The organism is Streptococcus sp. HMSC062H02, assembly GCF_001813005.1.
GTDB classification, from domain to species: domain Bacteria; phylum Bacillota; class Bacilli; order Lactobacillales; family Streptococcaceae; genus Streptococcus; species Streptococcus oralis_S.
The window spans coordinates 1-16,396 of record NZ_KV811116.1 but is presented as its reverse complement, the minus strand read 5'-3'; the positions used below and the strand labels follow the sequence as shown (position 1 = coordinate 16,396).

At 40.6% G+C, this 16,396-nt stretch carries 16 protein-coding genes; 14 read left to right on the top strand and 2 right to left on the bottom strand.

Features of this window, described 5'->3' with window-relative positions:
- Positions 1 to 2 precede the first annotated feature (2 nt).
- The 13 genes from HMPREF2885_RS04170 to HMPREF2885_RS04110 all read left to right on the top strand — a co-directional run bounded on the left by HMPREF2885_RS04170 (position 3) and on the right by HMPREF2885_RS04110 (position 13,714).
- Positions 3 to 2,654, top strand: a complete 2,652-nt coding sequence (locus tag HMPREF2885_RS04170) for a valine--tRNA ligase (RefSeq protein ID WP_070657190.1) — start codon at positions 3 to 5, stop codon at positions 2,652 to 2,654.
- A 42-nt stretch (positions 2,655 to 2,696) separates the two neighbouring features.
- Positions 2,697 to 4,139 carry an AAA family ATPase gene (locus tag HMPREF2885_RS04165; protein ID WP_070657187.1) on the top strand — a complete coding sequence of 481 codons (1,443 nt, stop codon included), beginning with the start codon at positions 2,697 to 2,699 and terminating at the stop codon, positions 4,137 to 4,139.
- Positions 4,129 to 5,085, top strand: coding sequence for a hypothetical protein (locus HMPREF2885_RS04160; protein WP_070657185.1), 957 nt, complete (start codon positions 4,129 to 4,131; stop codon positions 5,083 to 5,085). Before HMPREF2885_RS04165 ends, HMPREF2885_RS04160 begins: the two co-directional genes overlap by 11 nt.
- Before the next feature lie 304 nt (positions 5,086 to 5,389).
- A complete protein-coding gene (gene rpoE, locus HMPREF2885_RS04155; RefSeq protein WP_000418415.1) occupies positions 5,390 to 5,980 on the top strand; it encodes a DNA-directed RNA polymerase subunit delta in 591 nt (196 codons plus the stop codon).
- A gap of 331 nt (positions 5,981 to 6,311) precedes the next feature.
- The gene (locus HMPREF2885_RS04150; protein ID WP_049550089.1) at positions 6,312 to 7,919 is read left to right on the top strand and encodes a CTP synthase; all 1,608 of its coding nucleotides are present in this window, start codon (positions 6,312 to 6,314) and stop codon (positions 7,917 to 7,919) included.
- A 95-nt stretch (positions 7,920 to 8,014) separates the two neighbouring features.
- Entirely contained in the window at positions 8,015 to 8,314 is a 300-nt protein-coding gene (locus HMPREF2885_RS04145; RefSeq protein WP_002880345.1) for a DUF4651 domain-containing protein, read from the top strand.
- The gene (locus HMPREF2885_RS04140) at positions 8,311 to 8,628 is read left to right on the top strand and encodes a thioredoxin family protein (protein ID WP_000586558.1); all 318 of its coding nucleotides are present in this window, start codon (positions 8,311 to 8,313) and stop codon (positions 8,626 to 8,628) included. Before HMPREF2885_RS04145 ends, HMPREF2885_RS04140 begins: the two co-directional genes overlap by 4 nt.
- A gap of 14 nt (positions 8,629 to 8,642) precedes the next feature.
- Complete coding sequence (gene ytpR / locus HMPREF2885_RS04135; RefSeq protein WP_000578301.1) at positions 8,643 to 9,269, top strand: YtpR family tRNA-binding protein; 627 nt, start codon at positions 8,643 to 8,645, stop codon at positions 9,267 to 9,269.
- Between the two features lie 41 nt (positions 9,270 to 9,310).
- The gene (locus tag HMPREF2885_RS04130) at positions 9,311 to 10,072 is read left to right on the top strand and encodes an SDR family NAD(P)-dependent oxidoreductase (protein ID WP_000002924.1); all 762 of its coding nucleotides are present in this window, start codon (positions 9,311 to 9,313) and stop codon (positions 10,070 to 10,072) included.
- Positions 10,073 to 10,149: 77 nt separating this feature from the next.
- On the top strand, positions 10,150 to 10,545 hold the full coding sequence (locus HMPREF2885_RS04125; RefSeq protein ID WP_000282460.1) for a single-stranded DNA-binding protein: 396 nt from the start codon (positions 10,150 to 10,152) through the stop codon (positions 10,543 to 10,545).
- Between the two features lie 353 nt (positions 10,546 to 10,898).
- Positions 10,899 to 11,183, top strand: a complete 285-nt coding sequence (gene groES, locus HMPREF2885_RS04120) for a co-chaperone GroES (RefSeq protein ID WP_000917319.1) — start codon at positions 10,899 to 10,901, stop codon at positions 11,181 to 11,183.
- Positions 11,184 to 11,198: 15 nt separating this feature from the next.
- Positions 11,199 to 12,821: a chaperonin GroEL gene (gene groL / locus HMPREF2885_RS04115; protein ID WP_000031566.1), complete on the top strand. Its 1,623-nt coding sequence runs from the start codon at positions 11,199 to 11,201 to the stop codon at positions 12,819 to 12,821.
- Between the two features lie 125 nt (positions 12,822 to 12,946).
- Positions 12,947 to 13,714 (top strand): epoxyqueuosine reductase QueH, encoded by a 768-nt coding sequence (locus HMPREF2885_RS04110; protein WP_000567565.1) that lies wholly within the window; start codon positions 12,947 to 12,949, stop codon positions 13,712 to 13,714.
- 69 nt (positions 13,715 to 13,783) lie between these two features.
- Here the strand turns inward: HMPREF2885_RS04110 and HMPREF2885_RS04105 are convergent, their stop codons facing one another.
- Positions 13,784 to 14,317, bottom strand: a complete 534-nt coding sequence (locus tag HMPREF2885_RS04105) for a nucleoside tri-diphosphate phosphatase (protein WP_000775318.1) — start codon at positions 14,315 to 14,317, stop codon at positions 13,784 to 13,786.
- An 88-nt stretch (positions 14,318 to 14,405) separates the two neighbouring features.
- A complete protein-coding gene (gene recX, locus HMPREF2885_RS04100) occupies positions 14,406 to 15,182 on the bottom strand; it encodes a recombination regulator RecX (protein ID WP_000705071.1) in 777 nt (258 codons plus the stop codon).
- A gap of 37 nt (positions 15,183 to 15,219) precedes the next feature.
- Between recX and rlmD the strand changes: the two genes are divergently transcribed.
- Positions 15,220 to 16,396, top strand: a 1,177-nt coding sequence (gene rlmD / locus HMPREF2885_RS04095; RefSeq protein ID WP_070657183.1) for a 23S rRNA (uracil(1939)-C(5))-methyltransferase RlmD, incomplete at its 3' end; no start/stop codon positions are given.

The following is a 16,396-nucleotide window of genomic DNA, read 5'->3' as shown; positions in this document are numbered from 1 at the left end:
ACATGTCTAAAGAACTTTCACCTAAATACAATCCAGCTGAGGTTGAGGCTGGTCGTTACCAAAAATGGCTTGACGAAGATGTTTTCAAGCCTTCAGGCGATAAAAAGGCTAAGCCTTATTCTATCGTCATTCCACCACCAAACGTAACTGGTAAACTCCACCTTGGTCACGCTTGGGACACGACTTTACAGGATATCATCATCCGTCAAAAACGCATGCAAGGTTTTGATACGCTTTGGCTTCCAGGGATGGACCACGCGGGGATTGCCACTCAGGCTAAGGTTGAGGAGCGCTTGCGCGGTGAGGGTATTAGTCGTTACGACTTGGGTCGTGAAAAATTCCTCGATAAAGTCTGGGAATGGAAAGACGAATATGCTACTACCATCAAGGAACAATGGGGCAAGATGGGGCTCTCTGTAGACTACTCTCGCGAGCGTTTCACCCTCGACGAAGGTTTGTCAAAAGCCGTTCGCAAGGTCTTTGTGGACCTTTACAAAAAAGGCTGGATCTACCGTGGTGAATTTATCATCAACTGGGACCCAGCAGCTCGCACAGCCCTTTCTGATATTGAGGTTATCCATAAGGACGTCGAAGGTGCCTTCTACCACATGAACTACATGCTGGAAGATGGCTCACGCGCCCTTGAAGTTGCGACAACTCGTCCTGAGACCATGTTTGGGGACGTTGCCGTTGCAGTCAATCCAGAAGACCCACGCTACAAGGACTTGATTGGTAAAAATGTCATTCTTCCAATCGCTAACAAACTCATCCCAATCGTTGGGGATGAGCACGCAGATCCTGAGTTTGGTACTGGTGTCGTGAAAATCACACCTGCCCACGATCCAAACGACTTCTTGGTTGGTCAACGTCATAACTTGCCACAAGTCAATGTCATGAATGACGACGGAACTATGAATGATTTGGCCTTCGAATTTGCAGGTATGGACCGTTTTGAAGCTCGTAAGGCAGTCGTTGCTAAGTTGGAAGAAATCGGTGCCCTCGTTAAAATCGAAAAACGTGTTCACAGTGTTGGTCATTCAGAGCGTACAGGTGTTGTGGTTGAACCTCGCTTGTCTACGCAATGGTTCGTCAAGATGGACCAATTGGCTAAGAATGCCATTGCCAACCAAGATACAGAAGACAAGGTTGAATTCTACCCACCTCGTTTCAACGATACCTTCCTTCAATGGATGGAAAATGTCCATGACTGGGTAATCTCTCGTCAGCTCTGGTGGGGTCACCAAATCCCTGCTTGGTACAATGCTGAGGGTGAAATGTACGTCGGTGAAGAAGCACCAGAAGGTGACGGATGGACTCAGGACGAAGACGTCTTGGATACTTGGTTCAGTTCTGCCCTCTGGCCATTCTCAACCATGGGCTGGCCTGATGTCGACTCAGAGGATTTCAAACGTTACTTCCCAACGTCAACCTTGGTAACAGGTTACGATATCATCTTCTTCTGGGTGTCTCGTATGATCTTCCAATCCTTGGAATTCACTGGCCGTCAACCATTCCAAAACGTTCTTATCCACGGTCTCATTCGTGACGAGCAAGGACGCAAGATGTCTAAATCTCTCGGTAATGGGATTGACCCAATGGATGTTATCGAGAAATACGGTGCCGATGCCCTTCGTTGGTTCCTTTCAAACGGCTCTGCACCAGGTCAAGACGTGCGCTTCTCTTATGAGAAAATGGATGCCTCATGGAACTTTATTAACAAGATCTGGAACATCTCTCGCTACATCCTTATGAACAATGAAGGCTTGACCCTTGACCAAGCAACGGCCAATGTGGAAAAAGTTGTCAACAAAGAAGCTGGAAATGTTACAGACCGCTGGATTCTCCACAACCTCAATGAAACCATCGGCAAAGCAACTGCTAACTTTGACAAGTTTGAGTTTGGTGTAGCTGGACACATCCTCTACAACTTCATCTGGGACGAGTTTGCGGACTGGTACGTTGAGTTGACCAAGGAAGTCCTTTATAGCGACAACGAAGAAGAGAAAGTCATCACACGTTCAGTTCTCCTTTACACTTTGGATAAGATCCTTCGTCTCCTTCACCCAATCATGCCATTCGTGACAGAGGAAATTTTTGGGCAAATCTCAGAAGGTTCTATCGTTACAGCTGCATACCCAACTGTCAACCCAGCTTTTGAAGACCTTGTGGCTCACACTGGTGTGGAAAGCCTCAAAGACTTGATTCGTGCTGTTCGTAATGCGCGTGCGGAAGTAAACGTTGCACCAAGCAAGCCAATCACTATCCTTGTTAAGACAAGCGATAGCGACTTGGAAGCCTTCTTTAACAGTAATGTCAACTACATCAAACGATTCACAAATCCAGAACACTTGGAAATCGCATCAACCATCCCTGCACCTGAACTCGCAATGTCAAGCGTTATCACAGGAGCAGAAATCTACTTGCCACTGGCAGACCTCCTCAACGTCGAAGAAGAACTGGCTCGTCTCGATAAGGAACTAGCTAAATGGCAAAAAGAACTGGACATGGTCGGTAAGAAGCTCTCTAACGAACGCTTCGTAGCCAATGCCAAACCAGAAGTCGTCCAAAAAGAACGCGACAAACAAGCCGACTACCAAGCCAAATACGACGCGACAGTCGCACGTATTGATGAGATGAAGAAGTTGGTGAAATAAAGAAACACGGTGATGAGCCATGTTTTGATGAATGGAGATACAATGTTAAAAAACGTTACAATAAATAATCTATTTGATAAAGAGGATGTTAATATTGATTTTTCAAAGCGATCTGTAATAATTACTGGAGACAATGGTAATGGTAAAACTACGATTTTGAATATAATCTATAATGTGTTGGTCGGAAATTATTATGCTCTTTATAAAATCAATTTTGAGAAAGCATTTATTAACTTTCAATCGGATTTTAAATATATGAATGAAGTTAAAATTGAGCGAGAGAATAATAATAACTTTAAAAAAATGACTATTACTTATAGATCTAAAAAAGATTCATTAAAAATAAAGATAAATGCTTCAGGTATAAATAGTATTATTTCAGTCGAAAGTATAGAAAGGAATCAAGAAATACTATACAATGAGAAGTATAATGAAAATTTGCTCTATAATGATGATAGTCAAACTATATTGGAATTGTTGGAATCAATTCACGAAAATAAATTTAACACTAAGATAAGAGAAATTAATAAGTCGTTACTATATTTTCCAACATACAGGCGCATAGATTTAGATATTGAATCATACTTTACAAATCTATATGAACCTTCTATGATAAGTTTTTTTACGAGAGATCGTTCACTAACTAAAAAAAAGTTCGGAACCATAGATAGAAGAGTAATTGGTATATCTAATACCGATATTGAAGATATTTTACGAGAATATACGAGAACTATAAATGAAATATCTTCCCAAAGCTTAGATAACCTACTAAAAAACTTTGCTAAGAACAGTATTTTAGGTATAAACAATGAAAAACTTGAGATCCAATTTTCTAATTTTTCAAAAAGATCAAATATATTAGATCAATTGAAAAATATTAATGATAGTTTGGATTTAAGAATATCTGATGAACAACTCACTAATATAGCAAAACAATTTGAAGAAAAACTATTATTTATGAAAAAAATAGGTGAGAATAAACCTAAATCGAAAGAAGAAATGAACGAAGTTATGAATCTGATTCTATCTTTACCGATGATGCAAGTTTTTCAAAATTTACAAGAATTATATAAAAAATTCAGTCAAGAAATGAATTCAGAGTTAGAAAGTTTTGCCTATATTCAAGAAAACTTATTAGACTTTTCTGGTAATAGATTGAATTTAAACAGGACAGAGTTAAATGAATTCAATTTTTCAAAAGTAGGAACTGGTGTAGAAAAATTTAATGATTTTTCTACAGGAGAAAAACAATTAATAACATTTCTAGTATACTCCGCAATTGAACTCCCCAAAGATACACCCTCATTAATAATAATTGATGAACCTGAATTATCACTTCATGTAAAATGGCAACGTAAGCTCCTAAAAAATCTTTTAAAGAAAAATAATATTAAAATTTTATCAGCAACTCACTCTCCGTACATACTTAATAAGTTAGAGGTAGATTCTATGATTGTTAGAAAGCAGGAAGCAAATGAGTGTTAATACAATCAAAATCGGTAGTGCTATCCCTGAAATTATAGAAATTGATGATATTGCAGAAGATTATTTTGGTCTCCCGAAGCCAAAGAAAATTTTAATTGTTGAAGGAGTTACAGATGCGACAGTCCTTGAAAACTATTTAGATTTAGAAAAAATACCTAAAAACTTCTCGATTCGTACAACGATTATGACAAATAAAAATAATCATTCGGGAAAAGATATTGCTTTGGAGTATTTTGATAAAAATAAAGACAATCAAGAAATCGTATTACTTTTAGATAGAGATTATGATTTTATATGTTCAACAGAGAGAACAGATGATGAAATAATGTATTACGATTACTATTCTCTTGAAAATTATTTTTTTGAAGAAAAAGTTCTAAAATTTGCATTAATAACAAATGACGTTCCTAAAGACCAGAGAGATAAAATATTACATTTTATAAATAGTGATAAACAAGAAATATTAAATCCTTTGATTGAATGTTCGAAATTACGTATTTTCAGAAAATATCATAAAGAGAAAAAAACACCTTTCCAATTAAATGAAGAAGAAATAATAAAATTCGCAAACTTTATAAAAAAATTGGACATAAAAGGTTGTATTCAAGGTAAAAATCCAAATTTAGCTGGTTCTAATTTTAAAGATAGATTACACACATATGTAAACCAATCTTTAGAAGATATTGACCCTAAGTTGTACCCACAAATACAGGATTTTATTTCATGTATTAAAATTTCTTATCCTACTACTCTAATAGAGTACTTTAAAACTTTTTTTAATGGTAAAGATTCTTTGAAATTTTTTGTAGAGTTACTATTTTACGAGGAGTTGATTAGTTCACACATTGGGCGTATATCTTCTCGAGATACATTGGAGAGTTATATTTTTCACTCAGACCTATATAAAAATAAAGTTCAGACGATTATAAATCGTTTTTCAGCTTAGTTTTAATTCTAACTATAAAATGATAATGTTTAGAAAGCAGGTAACTACATTACAAATTCTGTAAGTTCGAACCGACCTGATAAGTACAACATTGCAACTTAATTTTTATATATCATCTGGATTGATACCGAAAACCTACCTCACGATGCCATCGGTTGGGTCGCAAAGAAATAAAAGTCTTGCCACTTTCTCCCATTTAACCTTTGACTATTCCGCAAAATTATCGTACAATAAAGAGTACATGATAAAATGAGGTCAGAGTCTGTCTGCTCTGGCGATAGTAGTAAAAATGAGGAGAAACGCTTTGGAATTAGAAGTATTTGCTGGGCAAGAAAAAAGTGAACTATCTATGATTGAGGTAGCGCGTGCTATCTTGGAACTTCGTGGTCGCGATCATGAGATGCATTTTAGTGATCTTGTAAACGAAATTCAAAACTACCTTGGAACATCAAACAGCGATATCCGCGAAGCTTTGCCTTTGTTCTACACAGAGTTGAACTTTGACGGTAGCTTCATCTCACTTGGGGACAACAAATGGGGTCTTCGTTCATGGTATGGTGTAGACGAAATCGACGAAGAAATCATCGCTCTTGAAGAAAGTGATGACGATGAAGTAGCACCAAAAGCTAAGAAAAAACGTGTCAATGCCTTCATGGATGGCGATTCAGATGCCATTGATTACAATGCAGATGATCCAGAAGACGAAGATGCGTACGAAGCAGACCCAGCTCTTTCATATGATGATGAAAATCCAGATGATGAGAAAAATGAAGTGGAAGCTTATGATGCAGAAATCAACGAAATCGCTCCAGATGACTTGGGTGAAGATGTGGATCTCAACGAAGAAGACGACGAGTTTTCTGACGATGATGCTGAAACGAGTGAAGAAGAGTAAAAGACTTCACAGAGGAGATCACCTGATCTCCTTTTTTCTTACTTGAGCGGAGTAGTTGAGCGAGTCATCCGTTGGGATGCTGTCCTATTTTTGGTTTTCTGAAAATAAACTCTCTATTTTCATATTTTACCAATTCGGGTTGACAAATGTTCTGCTTTAAGGTATCATATTGTTCGGGCACCTCTTTTCGAGGTCGGGGCTCCCTAGTTACTAGGGAGCTATTTTTGTTTTTTCAGGAAGTTTTTCTTGAAAAGTCGTGATTCATAAGGGTCTTGTTTTCTATGTCCCCTTGTAGTTAACAAGACCTTGAGCATTTTAGAAAGAGGAATCTATGTCTACGAAATATATTTTTGTAACTGGTGGTGTGGTATCGTCTATTGGGAAAGGGATTGTAGCAGCAAGTCTGGGTCGTCTCTTGAAAAATCGTGGTCTCAAAGTGACTATTCAGAAGTTTGACCCTTATATCAATATCGATCCGGGAACCATGAGTCCTTACCAGCATGGGGAAGTCTTTGTGACAGATGATGGGGCTGAGACAGATTTGGACTTGGGGCACTATGAACGTTTCATCGATATCAATCTCAACAAATATTCCAACGTGACAACTGGGAAAATTTACAGTGAAGTTCTTCGTAAGGAGCGCCGTGGCGAGTACCTTGGCGCAACTGTTCAAGTCATTCCTCATATCACAGATGCTTTGAAAGAGAAAATCAAGCGTGCTGCTGTAACGACAGACTCGGATGTCATTATCACAGAGGTTGGTGGAACTGTTGGGGATATCGAGTCTTTGCCATTTCTAGAGGCCCTTCGTCAGATGAAGGCAGATGTGGGTGCAGATAACGTCATGTACATCCATACAACCTTGCTTCCTTATCTCAAGGCTGCGGGTGAGATGAAGACCAAGCCGACTCAGCATTCTGTAAAAGAATTGCGTGGTTTGGGAATCCAGCCAAATATGTTGGTTATTCGTACAGAGAAACCAGCTGGTCAAGGAATTAAAAATAAACTAGCTCAGTTCTGTGACGTGGCACCAGAAGCTGTTATCGAGTCTTTGGATGTCGAACACCTTTACCAAATTCCATTGAATTTGCAGGCACAAGGTATGGACCAAATTGTCTGTGACCATTTGAAACTAGACGCACCAGCAGCGGATATGACAGAGTGGTCAGCCATGGTGGACAAGGTTATGAACCTCAATAAACAAGTCAAGATTTCCCTTGTTGGTAAGTATGTGGAGTTGCAAGATGCCTACATCTCAGTGGTTGAAGCCTTGAAACACTCTGGTTATGCCAACGACGCAGAAGTGAAGATTAATTGGGTTAACGCCAATGATGTGACAGCAGAGAATGTAGCAGAACTCTTGTCTGATGCGGACGGAATAATCGTACCAGGCGGTTTTGGCCAACGTGGTACGGAAGGGAAAATTCAAGCCATCCGTTATGCGCGTGAGAATGATGTTCCAATGTTGGGAGTCTGCTTGGGAATGCAGTTGACTTGTATCGAGTTTGCTCGTCACGTTTTAGGTCTTGAAGGTGCCAATTCTGCTGAACTTGCACCAGAAACAAAATATCCTATCATTGATATCATGCGTGACCAGGTTGATATTGAGGATATGGGAGGAACCCTTCGTTTGGGACTTTACCCATCTAAGTTGAAACGTGGCTCTAAGGCAGCGGCTGCTTATCACAATCAAGAAGTGGTGCAACGCCGTCACCGTCACCGTTATGAGTTTAACAACGCCTTTCGTGAACAGTTTGAGGCAGCAGGTTTTGTCTTCTCAGGAGTTTCTCCAGACAATCGTTTGGTAGAAATAGTGGAGATACCTGAAAACAAATTCTTTGTAGCGTGTCAGTATCACCCTGAACTTTCCAGCCGTCCAAACCGTCCAGAAGAACTCTACACTGCCTTTGTGACTGCAGCAGTTGAAAATAGTAACTAGTTATCTTCTAATCTCTGAGAGCAATCTCAGAGGTTTTTAATTGCCTTGCTCGTATACGGCTTCCCTATTTGTCCTAGAGCCCTTTTTGTGTTACAATGAATGGTATGAAAGCTAAGAAATTATGGATGACTGGCTTGACTGTGGCTGGTCTAAGTGCCCTTGCTTTAGGGGCTAAAAAAGCAGCAGATAATCACAAGCTCATGAAGACTCAGGAAGAGTTGACCGCTATCGTGCGCGAACTTTTCTCAGATATGGGTGAGATTACGACTCTCTATGTTCAAGTCTACGAAAGTAGCCTAGAGCGACTTGTCGGAGGAGTCATTTTCGAGGATGGCCGTCACTATACCTTTGTCTATGAAAATGAAGACATGGTCTATGAGGAGGAAGTCTTATGATAATTCCTAGTAGTATAGAAGAACTAGCAGGTTTTGTCGAGCAAGATGGCAAGAAGGTCTTCCTTTTTGTGGCAGACTGGTGTGGCGATTGTCGTTATATCTATCCATCCTTGCCAGAGATTGAGGAGACCAATCCAGAGTTCACATTTATTCGAGTGGACCGAGACCAGTATCTGGATCTGGCCAAACTCTGGGATGTGTACGGCATTCCTAGCCTTGTTGTGCTAGAAAAGGACAAGGAAATCGGCCGTTTTGTCAATCGCGACCGTAAAAGCAAGGAAGAAATTAACGACTTTTTAGCAGGACTGAAATAGGAGAAAATGAAAGAATGATTTTTACATATAATAAAGAGCATGTTGGCGATGTCCTTATGGTCATCGTGAAAAACAGCGGAGATGCCAAACTAGACGTGGAGCGCAAAGGCCAAGTAGCCCGTGTTTTCCTCAAAGATAATGGGGAAACAGTAGCTTGGAATATTTTCGAAGTTTCAAGTTTGTTTGAAATTGCAGAGCGTGGTCAAGTCTTTTTGACAGATGAGCAAGTCGCTCGTTTGAACCAAGAATTGCAGGCGGAAGGATTTACAGAAGAAATTATCAATGACAAAGAACCTAAGTTTGTTGTTGGTGAAATTGTCGAGATGGTAGCTCACCCAGATAGTGACCACCTCAACATCTGCCAAGTTGCAGTCGCAAGTGACAAGACAGTGCAAATCGTTGCAGGGGCTCCCAATGCGCGTGTTGGGTTGAAAACCATTGTAGCTCTTCCTGGAGCGATGATGCCAAAAGGCAATCTCATTTTCCCAGGCGAACTTCGCGGTGAAAAGAGTTTTGGCATGATGTGCAGCCCTCGTGAATTGCATTTGCCAAATGCTCCGCAAAAACGTGGTGTTATTGAATTATCAGAAGACCAAGTTGTCGGAACTCCATTTGACCCAGCCAAACACTGGACTGCCTAGGAAATTGTCGGTATTTGATAGATCAGATAGAGGGGGATAAGATGGCAAATAATGTAGTGATTACAGGAGCGACTTCAGGAATCGGTGAAGCGATTGCGCGTGCTTATCTGGAGCAGGGGGCGAATGTCGTTCTAACAGGGCGACGGACAGACAGACTAGAGACCCTCAAGTCAGAGTTTGCAGAAACTTTTCCAAATCAAACAGTTTGGACCTTTGCACTGGATGTCACGGATATGACCATGGTGAAGACTGTCTGCTCCGATATTTTGGAAACGATAGGTCAGATTGATATCTTGGTCAATAACGCTGGACTAGCTCTTGGCTTGACTCCCTATCAAGACTACGAAGAATTGGATATGCTGACCATGTTGGATACCAATGTCAAGGGTTTGATGGCAGTTACTCGCTGTTTCTTACCAGCAATGGTAAAAGTCAATCAGGGTCATATTATCAACATGGGATCGACCGCAGGAATCTATGCCTATGCTGGGGCAGCTGTTTACTCAGCCACCAAGGCAGCAGTTAAGACTTTTTCAGATGGTCTGCGAATTGATACCATTGCAACGGATATCAAGGTGACCACCATTCAACCAGGGATTGTCGAAACAGATTTCTCTACAGTTCGTTTTCATGGTGACAAAGAGCGTGCTGCCACCGTCTATCAGGGAATTGAGGCCTTGCAAGCTCAGGATATTGCAGATACAGTGGTCTATGTGACCAGTCAGCCTCGTCGTGTGCAGATTACAGATATGACCATTATGGCCAATCAACAGGCGACAGGTTTCATGGTTCATAAAAAATAAAAAATTTTCTCGAAAAGTTACAAATTTCTGTAACTTTTTTTGATTCCTTGCGAATAGATAAGTAGGAGGAAGAAAATATGTATAATAAAGTTATCATGATCGGGCGCTTGACGTCTACACCAGAATTGCACAAAACCAACAATGACAAGTCAGTAGCGCGAGCAACTATCGCTGTGAATCGTCGTTACAAAGACCAAAACGGTGAACGTGAAGCTGACTTTGTCAATCTGGTTCTTTGGGGAAAATTGGCTGAAACCTTGGCAAGCTACGCAACTAAAGGTAGTCTTATCTCTGTGGATGGAGAACTTCGTACTCGTCGCTTTGAGAAAAATGGCCAGATGAACTATGTGACTGAAGTCCTTGCCACAGGATTCCAACTTTTGGAAAGCCGCGCCCAACGTGCTATGCGTGAAAATAACGCTGGACAGAATTTGGCAGATTTGGTCTTGGAAGAGGAGGAATTGCCATTTTAATACTCTTCGAAAATCTCTTCAAACCACGTCAGTTTCACCTTGCCGTAGGTATAGGTAACTGACTTGGTCAATCTTATCTACAACCTCAAAACATTGTTTTGAGCTGACTTCGTCAGTTCTATCTACAACCTCAAAGCAGTGCTTTGAGCAACCTGCGGCTAGCTTCCTAGTTTGATCTTTGATTTTCATTGAGTATAAACATTGAAAAGTCTGAGTTGGTCTCAGGCTTTTTATCTTGCCAAAGTCAGACTTTTTTCTTGACTATTTCTGACCAAGTGATACAATAGAACTATGAATTAGCACTCATATATAAAGAGTGCTAATAATATGTAGTTTATCATGGAGGAAAACAGATGTTGAAACCATTAGGAGACCGTGTGGTCTTGAAAATCGAAGAAAAAGAACAAACTGTTGGAGGCTTTGTCCTTGCGGGCTCAGCCCAAGAAAAAACAAAAACAGCCCAAGTTGTAGCTACTGGACAAGGGGTTCGTACCTTGAACGGTGACTTGGTTGCTCCAAGCGTTAAGGCTGGAGACCGTGTCTTAGTTGAAGCCCACGCTGGTATTGATATCAAAGATGGCGATGAGAAGTACATCATCGTTGGCGAAGCTAACATTTTGGCTATCATTGAAGAATAGAAGGAGAAAGTAAGTATGTCAAAAGAAATTAAATTTTCATCTGATGCTCGTTCAGCTATGGTTCGTGGTGTCGATATCCTTGCAGACACTGTTAAAGTAACCTTGGGACCAAAAGGCCGTAATGTCGTTCTTGAAAAATCATTTGGCTCGCCCCTCATCACCAATGACGGTGTGACCATTGCAAAAGAAATCGAGTTGGAAGACCATTTTGAAAATATGGGTGCCAAATTGGTATCAGAAGTAGCTTCAAAAACCAATGATATCGCAGGTGACGGGACAACAACTGCAACTGTCTTGACCCAAGCTATCGTCCGTGAAGGAATCAAGAACGTCACAGCAGGTGCCAATCCAATCGGCATTCGTCGGGGGATTGAAGCAGCGGTTACCGCAGCTGTAGAAGCCTTGAAAAACAATGCTATCCCTGTTGCCAATAAAGAAGCCATCGCTCAGGTTGCCGCTGTATCTTCTCGTTCTGAGAAAGTCGGCGAATACATCTCTGAAGCCATGGAAAAAGTGGGTAAAGACGGTGTTATCACCATTGAAGAGTCACGTGGTATGGAAACAGAGCTTGAAGTCGTGGAAGGAATGCAGTTTGACCGCGGTTACCTTTCACAGTACATGGTGACAGATAGCGAAAAAATGGTGGCTGACCTTGAAAATCCATACATTTTGATTACCGATAAGAAGATTTCAAATATCCAAGAAATCTTGCCACTCCTAGAAAGCATTCTTCAAAGCAACCGTCCTCTCTTGATTATTGCGGATGATGTGGATGGTGAAGCTCTTCCAACTCTTGTATTGAACAAGATTCGTGGAACCTTCAACGTAGTAGCAGTTAAGGCACCTGGTTTTGGTGATCGCCGTAAAGCGATGCTTGAAGATATCGCTATCTTGACAGGTGGAACAGTTATCACAGAAGATCTTGGTCTTGAGTTGAAAGATGCGACTATTGAGGCGCTTGGTCAAGCGGCGAGAGTAACTGTGGACAAAGACAGCACTGTTATCGTAGAAGGTGCTGGAAATCCTGAAGCTATTTCTCACCGTGTTGCAGTTATCAAGTCTCAAATCGAAACCACAACCTCTGAATTTGACCGTGAAAAATTGCAAGAACGCTTGGCAAAATTGTCAGGTGGTGTCGCAGTCATCAAGGTCGGAGCTGCAACTGAAACTGAGTTGAAAGAAATGAAACTCCGCATTGAAGATGCCCTCAACGCTACTCGTGCAGCTGTTGAAGAAGGAATCGTTGCTGGTGGCGGAACAGCTCTTGTAAATGTCATTCCAGCCGTAGCTGATTTGGAATTGACAGGAGATGAAGCGACAGGACGCAATATTGTTCTCCGTGCCTTGGAAGAACCTGTTCGTCAAATCGCTCACAATGCGGGATTCGAAGGTTCTATTGTTATTGACCGCTTGAAGAATGCAGAAGTTGGTACAGGCTTCAACGCAGCAACTGGCGAATGGGTCAACATGATTGAAGAAGGAATCATTGACCCAGTGAAAGTGAGCCGTTCAGCCCTTCAAAATGCAGCATCTGTAGCCAGCTTGATCTTGACAACAGAAGCAGTCGTAGCCAATAAACCGGAACCAGCAGCCCCAGCTCCAGCCATGGATCCAAGCATGATGGGCGGCATGATGTAAAAGTAACTTATAAAAAACACAAAAGGAGGGAAGAACATTCCCTCCTTTTATGGTTTTCTCTTCTAAAATTGATTTGAGCTCTCCTAACTTATATGATAAAATAAGACTAGAAAAAGGAGAAGAACATGATTGATGTAGAAGAAATTCTGAGCAAGATGAATCCCAATCAGAAGATTAATTATGACCGTGTTATGCAAAAAATGGTTCAAGTTTGGGAGAAAAATGAGCAACGTCCCACTATTCTCATGCATGTTTGCTGTGCTCCTTGTAGTACCTACACCCTAGAATACCTGACCAAATACGCGGATGTGACCATCTATTTTGCCAATTCCAATATCCATCCCAAGGCAGAATACCACAAGCGAGCTTACGTCACCAAGAAATTTGTTAATGATTTCAATGAGCGAACAGGAAATACGGTCCAGTATATAGAAGCGCCTTATGAACCCAATGAATACCGGAAGTTAGTCAGAGGACTGGAAGAAGAACCAGAAGGTGGCGATCGTTGCAAGGTTTGTTTTGATTACCGTTTGGATAAAACAGCACAGGTAGCTATGGACTTGGGCTTTGACTACTTTGGTTCAGCTTTGACCATCAGTCCCCATAAGAACTCTCAAACCATCAACAGCATCGGAATCGATGTGCAAAAGATTTACACCACCCACTATCTTCCAAGTGATTTCAAGAAAAATCAAGGCTACAAGCGCTCGGTGGAGATGTGCGAGGAGTATGATATCTATCGTCAATGTTATTGTGGATGCGTCTATGCAGCTCAAGCCCAGAATATTGATCTTGTTCAGGTTAAGAAGGATGCCACAGCTTTCTTGTTGGATAAGGATGTTGAAAAAGACTATTCCCACATCAAGTTTACTGTCACTAAATTAGATATATAGCAATTAACCCAGCTTCTAGGCTGGGTTTTTCAAATAAAAAACCAGAGCTCTCACCCCGGTTTGACAACTTTACCGATTCTTTAGTTCTATGTAGCGTTTGTACCAAATGTTGACATAGGCCTCTGAGAAAGGACCGCGCCCATTGTTGATCCAATCAACAAGGATTTTAACATGCTCTTTCAAAATATAGTCTAAATCATCAGAATACTTCATTTTGCGTTTATGGCGCTCATACTCTTCAACGTCCAAGAGACGCTTTTCACCATCAGTGAAGACCTTGACATCCAAATCATAATCAATGTATTTCAGGGCTTCCTCATCTAGATAGTAGGGGCTGGCCATATTGCAATAGTAGGAAATCCCATTATCACGAATCATGGCAATGATATTAAACCAATATTTTTTGTGAAAGTAAACAATAGCCGGTTCTCGAGTCACCCAACGACGACCGTCACTTTCGGTAACAAGTGTGTGGTCGTTGACGCCGATAATAGCGTTCTCTGTTGTTTTTAGTACCATGGTGTCCCGCCAAGTACGGTGGAGACTCCCATCATGCTTATAACTTTGAATTGTAATAAAGTCGCCTTCTTTTGGAAGTTTCATAACTAACCAACTTTCTACAATTTATAAGTTTATCGTCTACTATTATATCATAAATTGGTCTAATTTTTTTGAATTTTACCTGAAAATGTTAAAGATATTCTCTGAGAGCGCTCGCTATATCCGAAAAATCATAGCCTTTTCTAGCTAAAACTTGAGTTAATCGTTGCTTTAGTTCGTAACCTTCATATTTGCGAGCGTATTTAGCATATTGTTTATCCAGTTCTTTAAAAATGAGCTCTTGAGTCGTTTCTTGGTCGACTTGACTGTCCAAGTCGTCAAAGGTATTCTTAGCATCAGAATAGGAGAAGCCTTTGTTGGTCAAGTTTTGGATAATCTTATCTTGCAAGGCACGAGCGGGAAGCTTTCCCGTGTATTTTTTTAGAAGTTTCTCCGCCACACGTTGAGCAACCTCCGAAAAATCAAAATCCTTTAAAACATCTTCAATAGTTGCTTTGGCAATCCCTTTTTGAGACAGTTTTTGAGCCAGCACATAAGGTCCCTTATCTCCAGAAAGTTGATTGGCATTGATGATAGAGTAGGCATACTGACGATCATTAATCCAGTTATCTTCTTTAAGATTAGCGATAACTTGACTAGTGATTTTTTCATCAAGATCATACTTTTTCAGATACTCACGAACTTCCTTTTCGGTTCGAGCTTTAAATGATAGATGATAGAGGGCGAGATTTTTACCATAAGAGAACTGGGCAAAGTCCTGAATCTCGGTAAGTTCCTCTTTACTAATGACTTTATCTCGAGACAACATAAAACGGACAATGGTATCCTCCGTGATATAAGAAGTTTGCTGTCCATCTAGTTCCATCAAGTAGAGGCGTTTTTTCTTTTCAAGTTTTGTGATTTTCATAGTTCTATTATACCCTAAAATGTGATAAGATAGGGGTATGAATCTGAAAGTCAAACAAAAAATACCTTTAAAAATCAAGCGGATGGGCATCAATGGCGAGGGAATCGGATTTTACCAAAAAACTTTAGTATTTGTGCCTGGAGCCCTCAAAGGAGAAGACATCTATTGTCAAATTACTTCTATTAAACGTAACTTTGTTGAAGCCAAATTACTAAAGGTTAATAAGAAGTCTAAATTTCGAGTCGTACCAGCTTGTACGATTTATAATGAATGTGGTGGTTGCCAAATCATGCACCTCCACTATGATAAACAGTTAGAGTTCAAAACAGATTTGCTCCACCAAGCCCTGAAAAAATTTGCCCCTGCGGGATATGAAAACTATGAAATCCGTCCAACTATCGGAATGCAGGAACCAAAGTACTACCGTGCTAAGCTTCAATTCCAGACTCGGAAATTTAAAAATCAGGTCAAGGCAGGTTTGTATGCGCAAAACTCTCATTATCTCGTAGAGTTGAAAGACTGTTTGGTGCAAGATAAGGAAACCCAAGTGATTGCGAATCGCCTAGCTGAACTTCTTACTTACCACCAAATTCCAATTACAGATGAGAGAAAAACGCTCGGTGTTCGCACGATTATGGTACGAAGAGCAAGAAAAACGGGGCAAGTTCAAATAATCATTGTTACGAATCGTCAGCTTAATTTAACCCAGCTAGTAAAAGACTTAGTTAAAGATTTTCCAGAAGTCGTCACAGTTGCAGTCAATACAAATACAGCGAAAACAAGTGAAATCTATGGTGAAAAGACGGAAATTATCTGGGGCCAAGAGAGCATTCAAGAAGGAGTACTCGACTATGAGTTTTCTCTCTCGCCCCGAGCTTTTTATCAACTTAATCCGGAGCAGACAGAAATTCTCTATAGTGAAGCAATTAAGGCTCTGGATGTCAGCAAAGAAGACCATCTAATCGATGCTTATTGTGGTGTTGGTACGATTGGATTTGCCTTCGCAAAGAAGGTCAAGAGTCTCAGAGGAATGGATATTATTCCGGAAGCCATAGAAGATGCCAAGAGAAATGCTCAAAAAATGGGGTTTGACAATACCCATTACGAAACGGGAACAGCTGAAGAGATTATTCCACGCTGGTATAAAGAAGGCTACCGAGCAGATGCCTTGATAGTCGATCCTCCTCGTACAGGCTTAGATGATAAGTTACTGG

Coding starts and splice junctions, on each gene's coding strand:
- HMPREF2885_RS04130 (WP_000002924.1), top strand. CDS start 9,311: ATGGCAAATAATGTAGTGATTACAGGAGCGACTTCAGGAATCGGTGAA.
- HMPREF2885_RS04140 (WP_000586558.1), top strand. CDS start 8,311: ATGATAATTCCTAGTAGTATAGAAGAACTAGCAGGTTTTGTCGAGCAA.
- HMPREF2885_RS04165 (WP_070657187.1), top strand. CDS start 2,697: ATGTTAAAAAACGTTACAATAAATAATCTATTTGATAAAGAGGATGTT.
- HMPREF2885_RS04110 (WP_000567565.1), top strand. CDS start 12,947: ATGATTGATGTAGAAGAAATTCTGAGCAAGATGAATCCCAATCAGAAG.
- HMPREF2885_RS04105 (WP_000775318.1), bottom strand. CDS start 14,317: ATGAAACTTCCAAAAGAAGGCGACTTTATTACAATTCAAAGTTATAAG.
- groL (WP_000031566.1), top strand. CDS start 11,199: ATGTCAAAAGAAATTAAATTTTCATCTGATGCTCGTTCAGCTATGGTT.
- ytpR (WP_000578301.1), top strand. CDS start 8,643: ATGATTTTTACATATAATAAAGAGCATGTTGGCGATGTCCTTATGGTC.
- groES (WP_000917319.1), top strand. CDS start 10,899: ATGTTGAAACCATTAGGAGACCGTGTGGTCTTGAAAATCGAAGAAAAA.
- HMPREF2885_RS04160 (WP_070657185.1), top strand. CDS start 4,129: ATGAGTGTTAATACAATCAAAATCGGTAGTGCTATCCCTGAAATTATA.
- HMPREF2885_RS04150 (WP_049550089.1), top strand. CDS start 6,312: ATGTCTACGAAATATATTTTTGTAACTGGTGGTGTGGTATCGTCTATT.
- HMPREF2885_RS04170 (WP_070657190.1), top strand. CDS start 3: ATGTCTAAAGAACTTTCACCTAAATACAATCCAGCTGAGGTTGAGGCT.
- HMPREF2885_RS04125 (WP_000282460.1), top strand. CDS start 10,150: ATGTATAATAAAGTTATCATGATCGGGCGCTTGACGTCTACACCAGAA.
- HMPREF2885_RS04145 (WP_002880345.1), top strand. CDS start 8,015: ATGAATGGTATGAAAGCTAAGAAATTATGGATGACTGGCTTGACTGTG.
- recX (WP_000705071.1), bottom strand. CDS start 15,182: ATGAAAATCACAAAACTTGAAAAGAAAAAACGCCTCTACTTGATGGAA.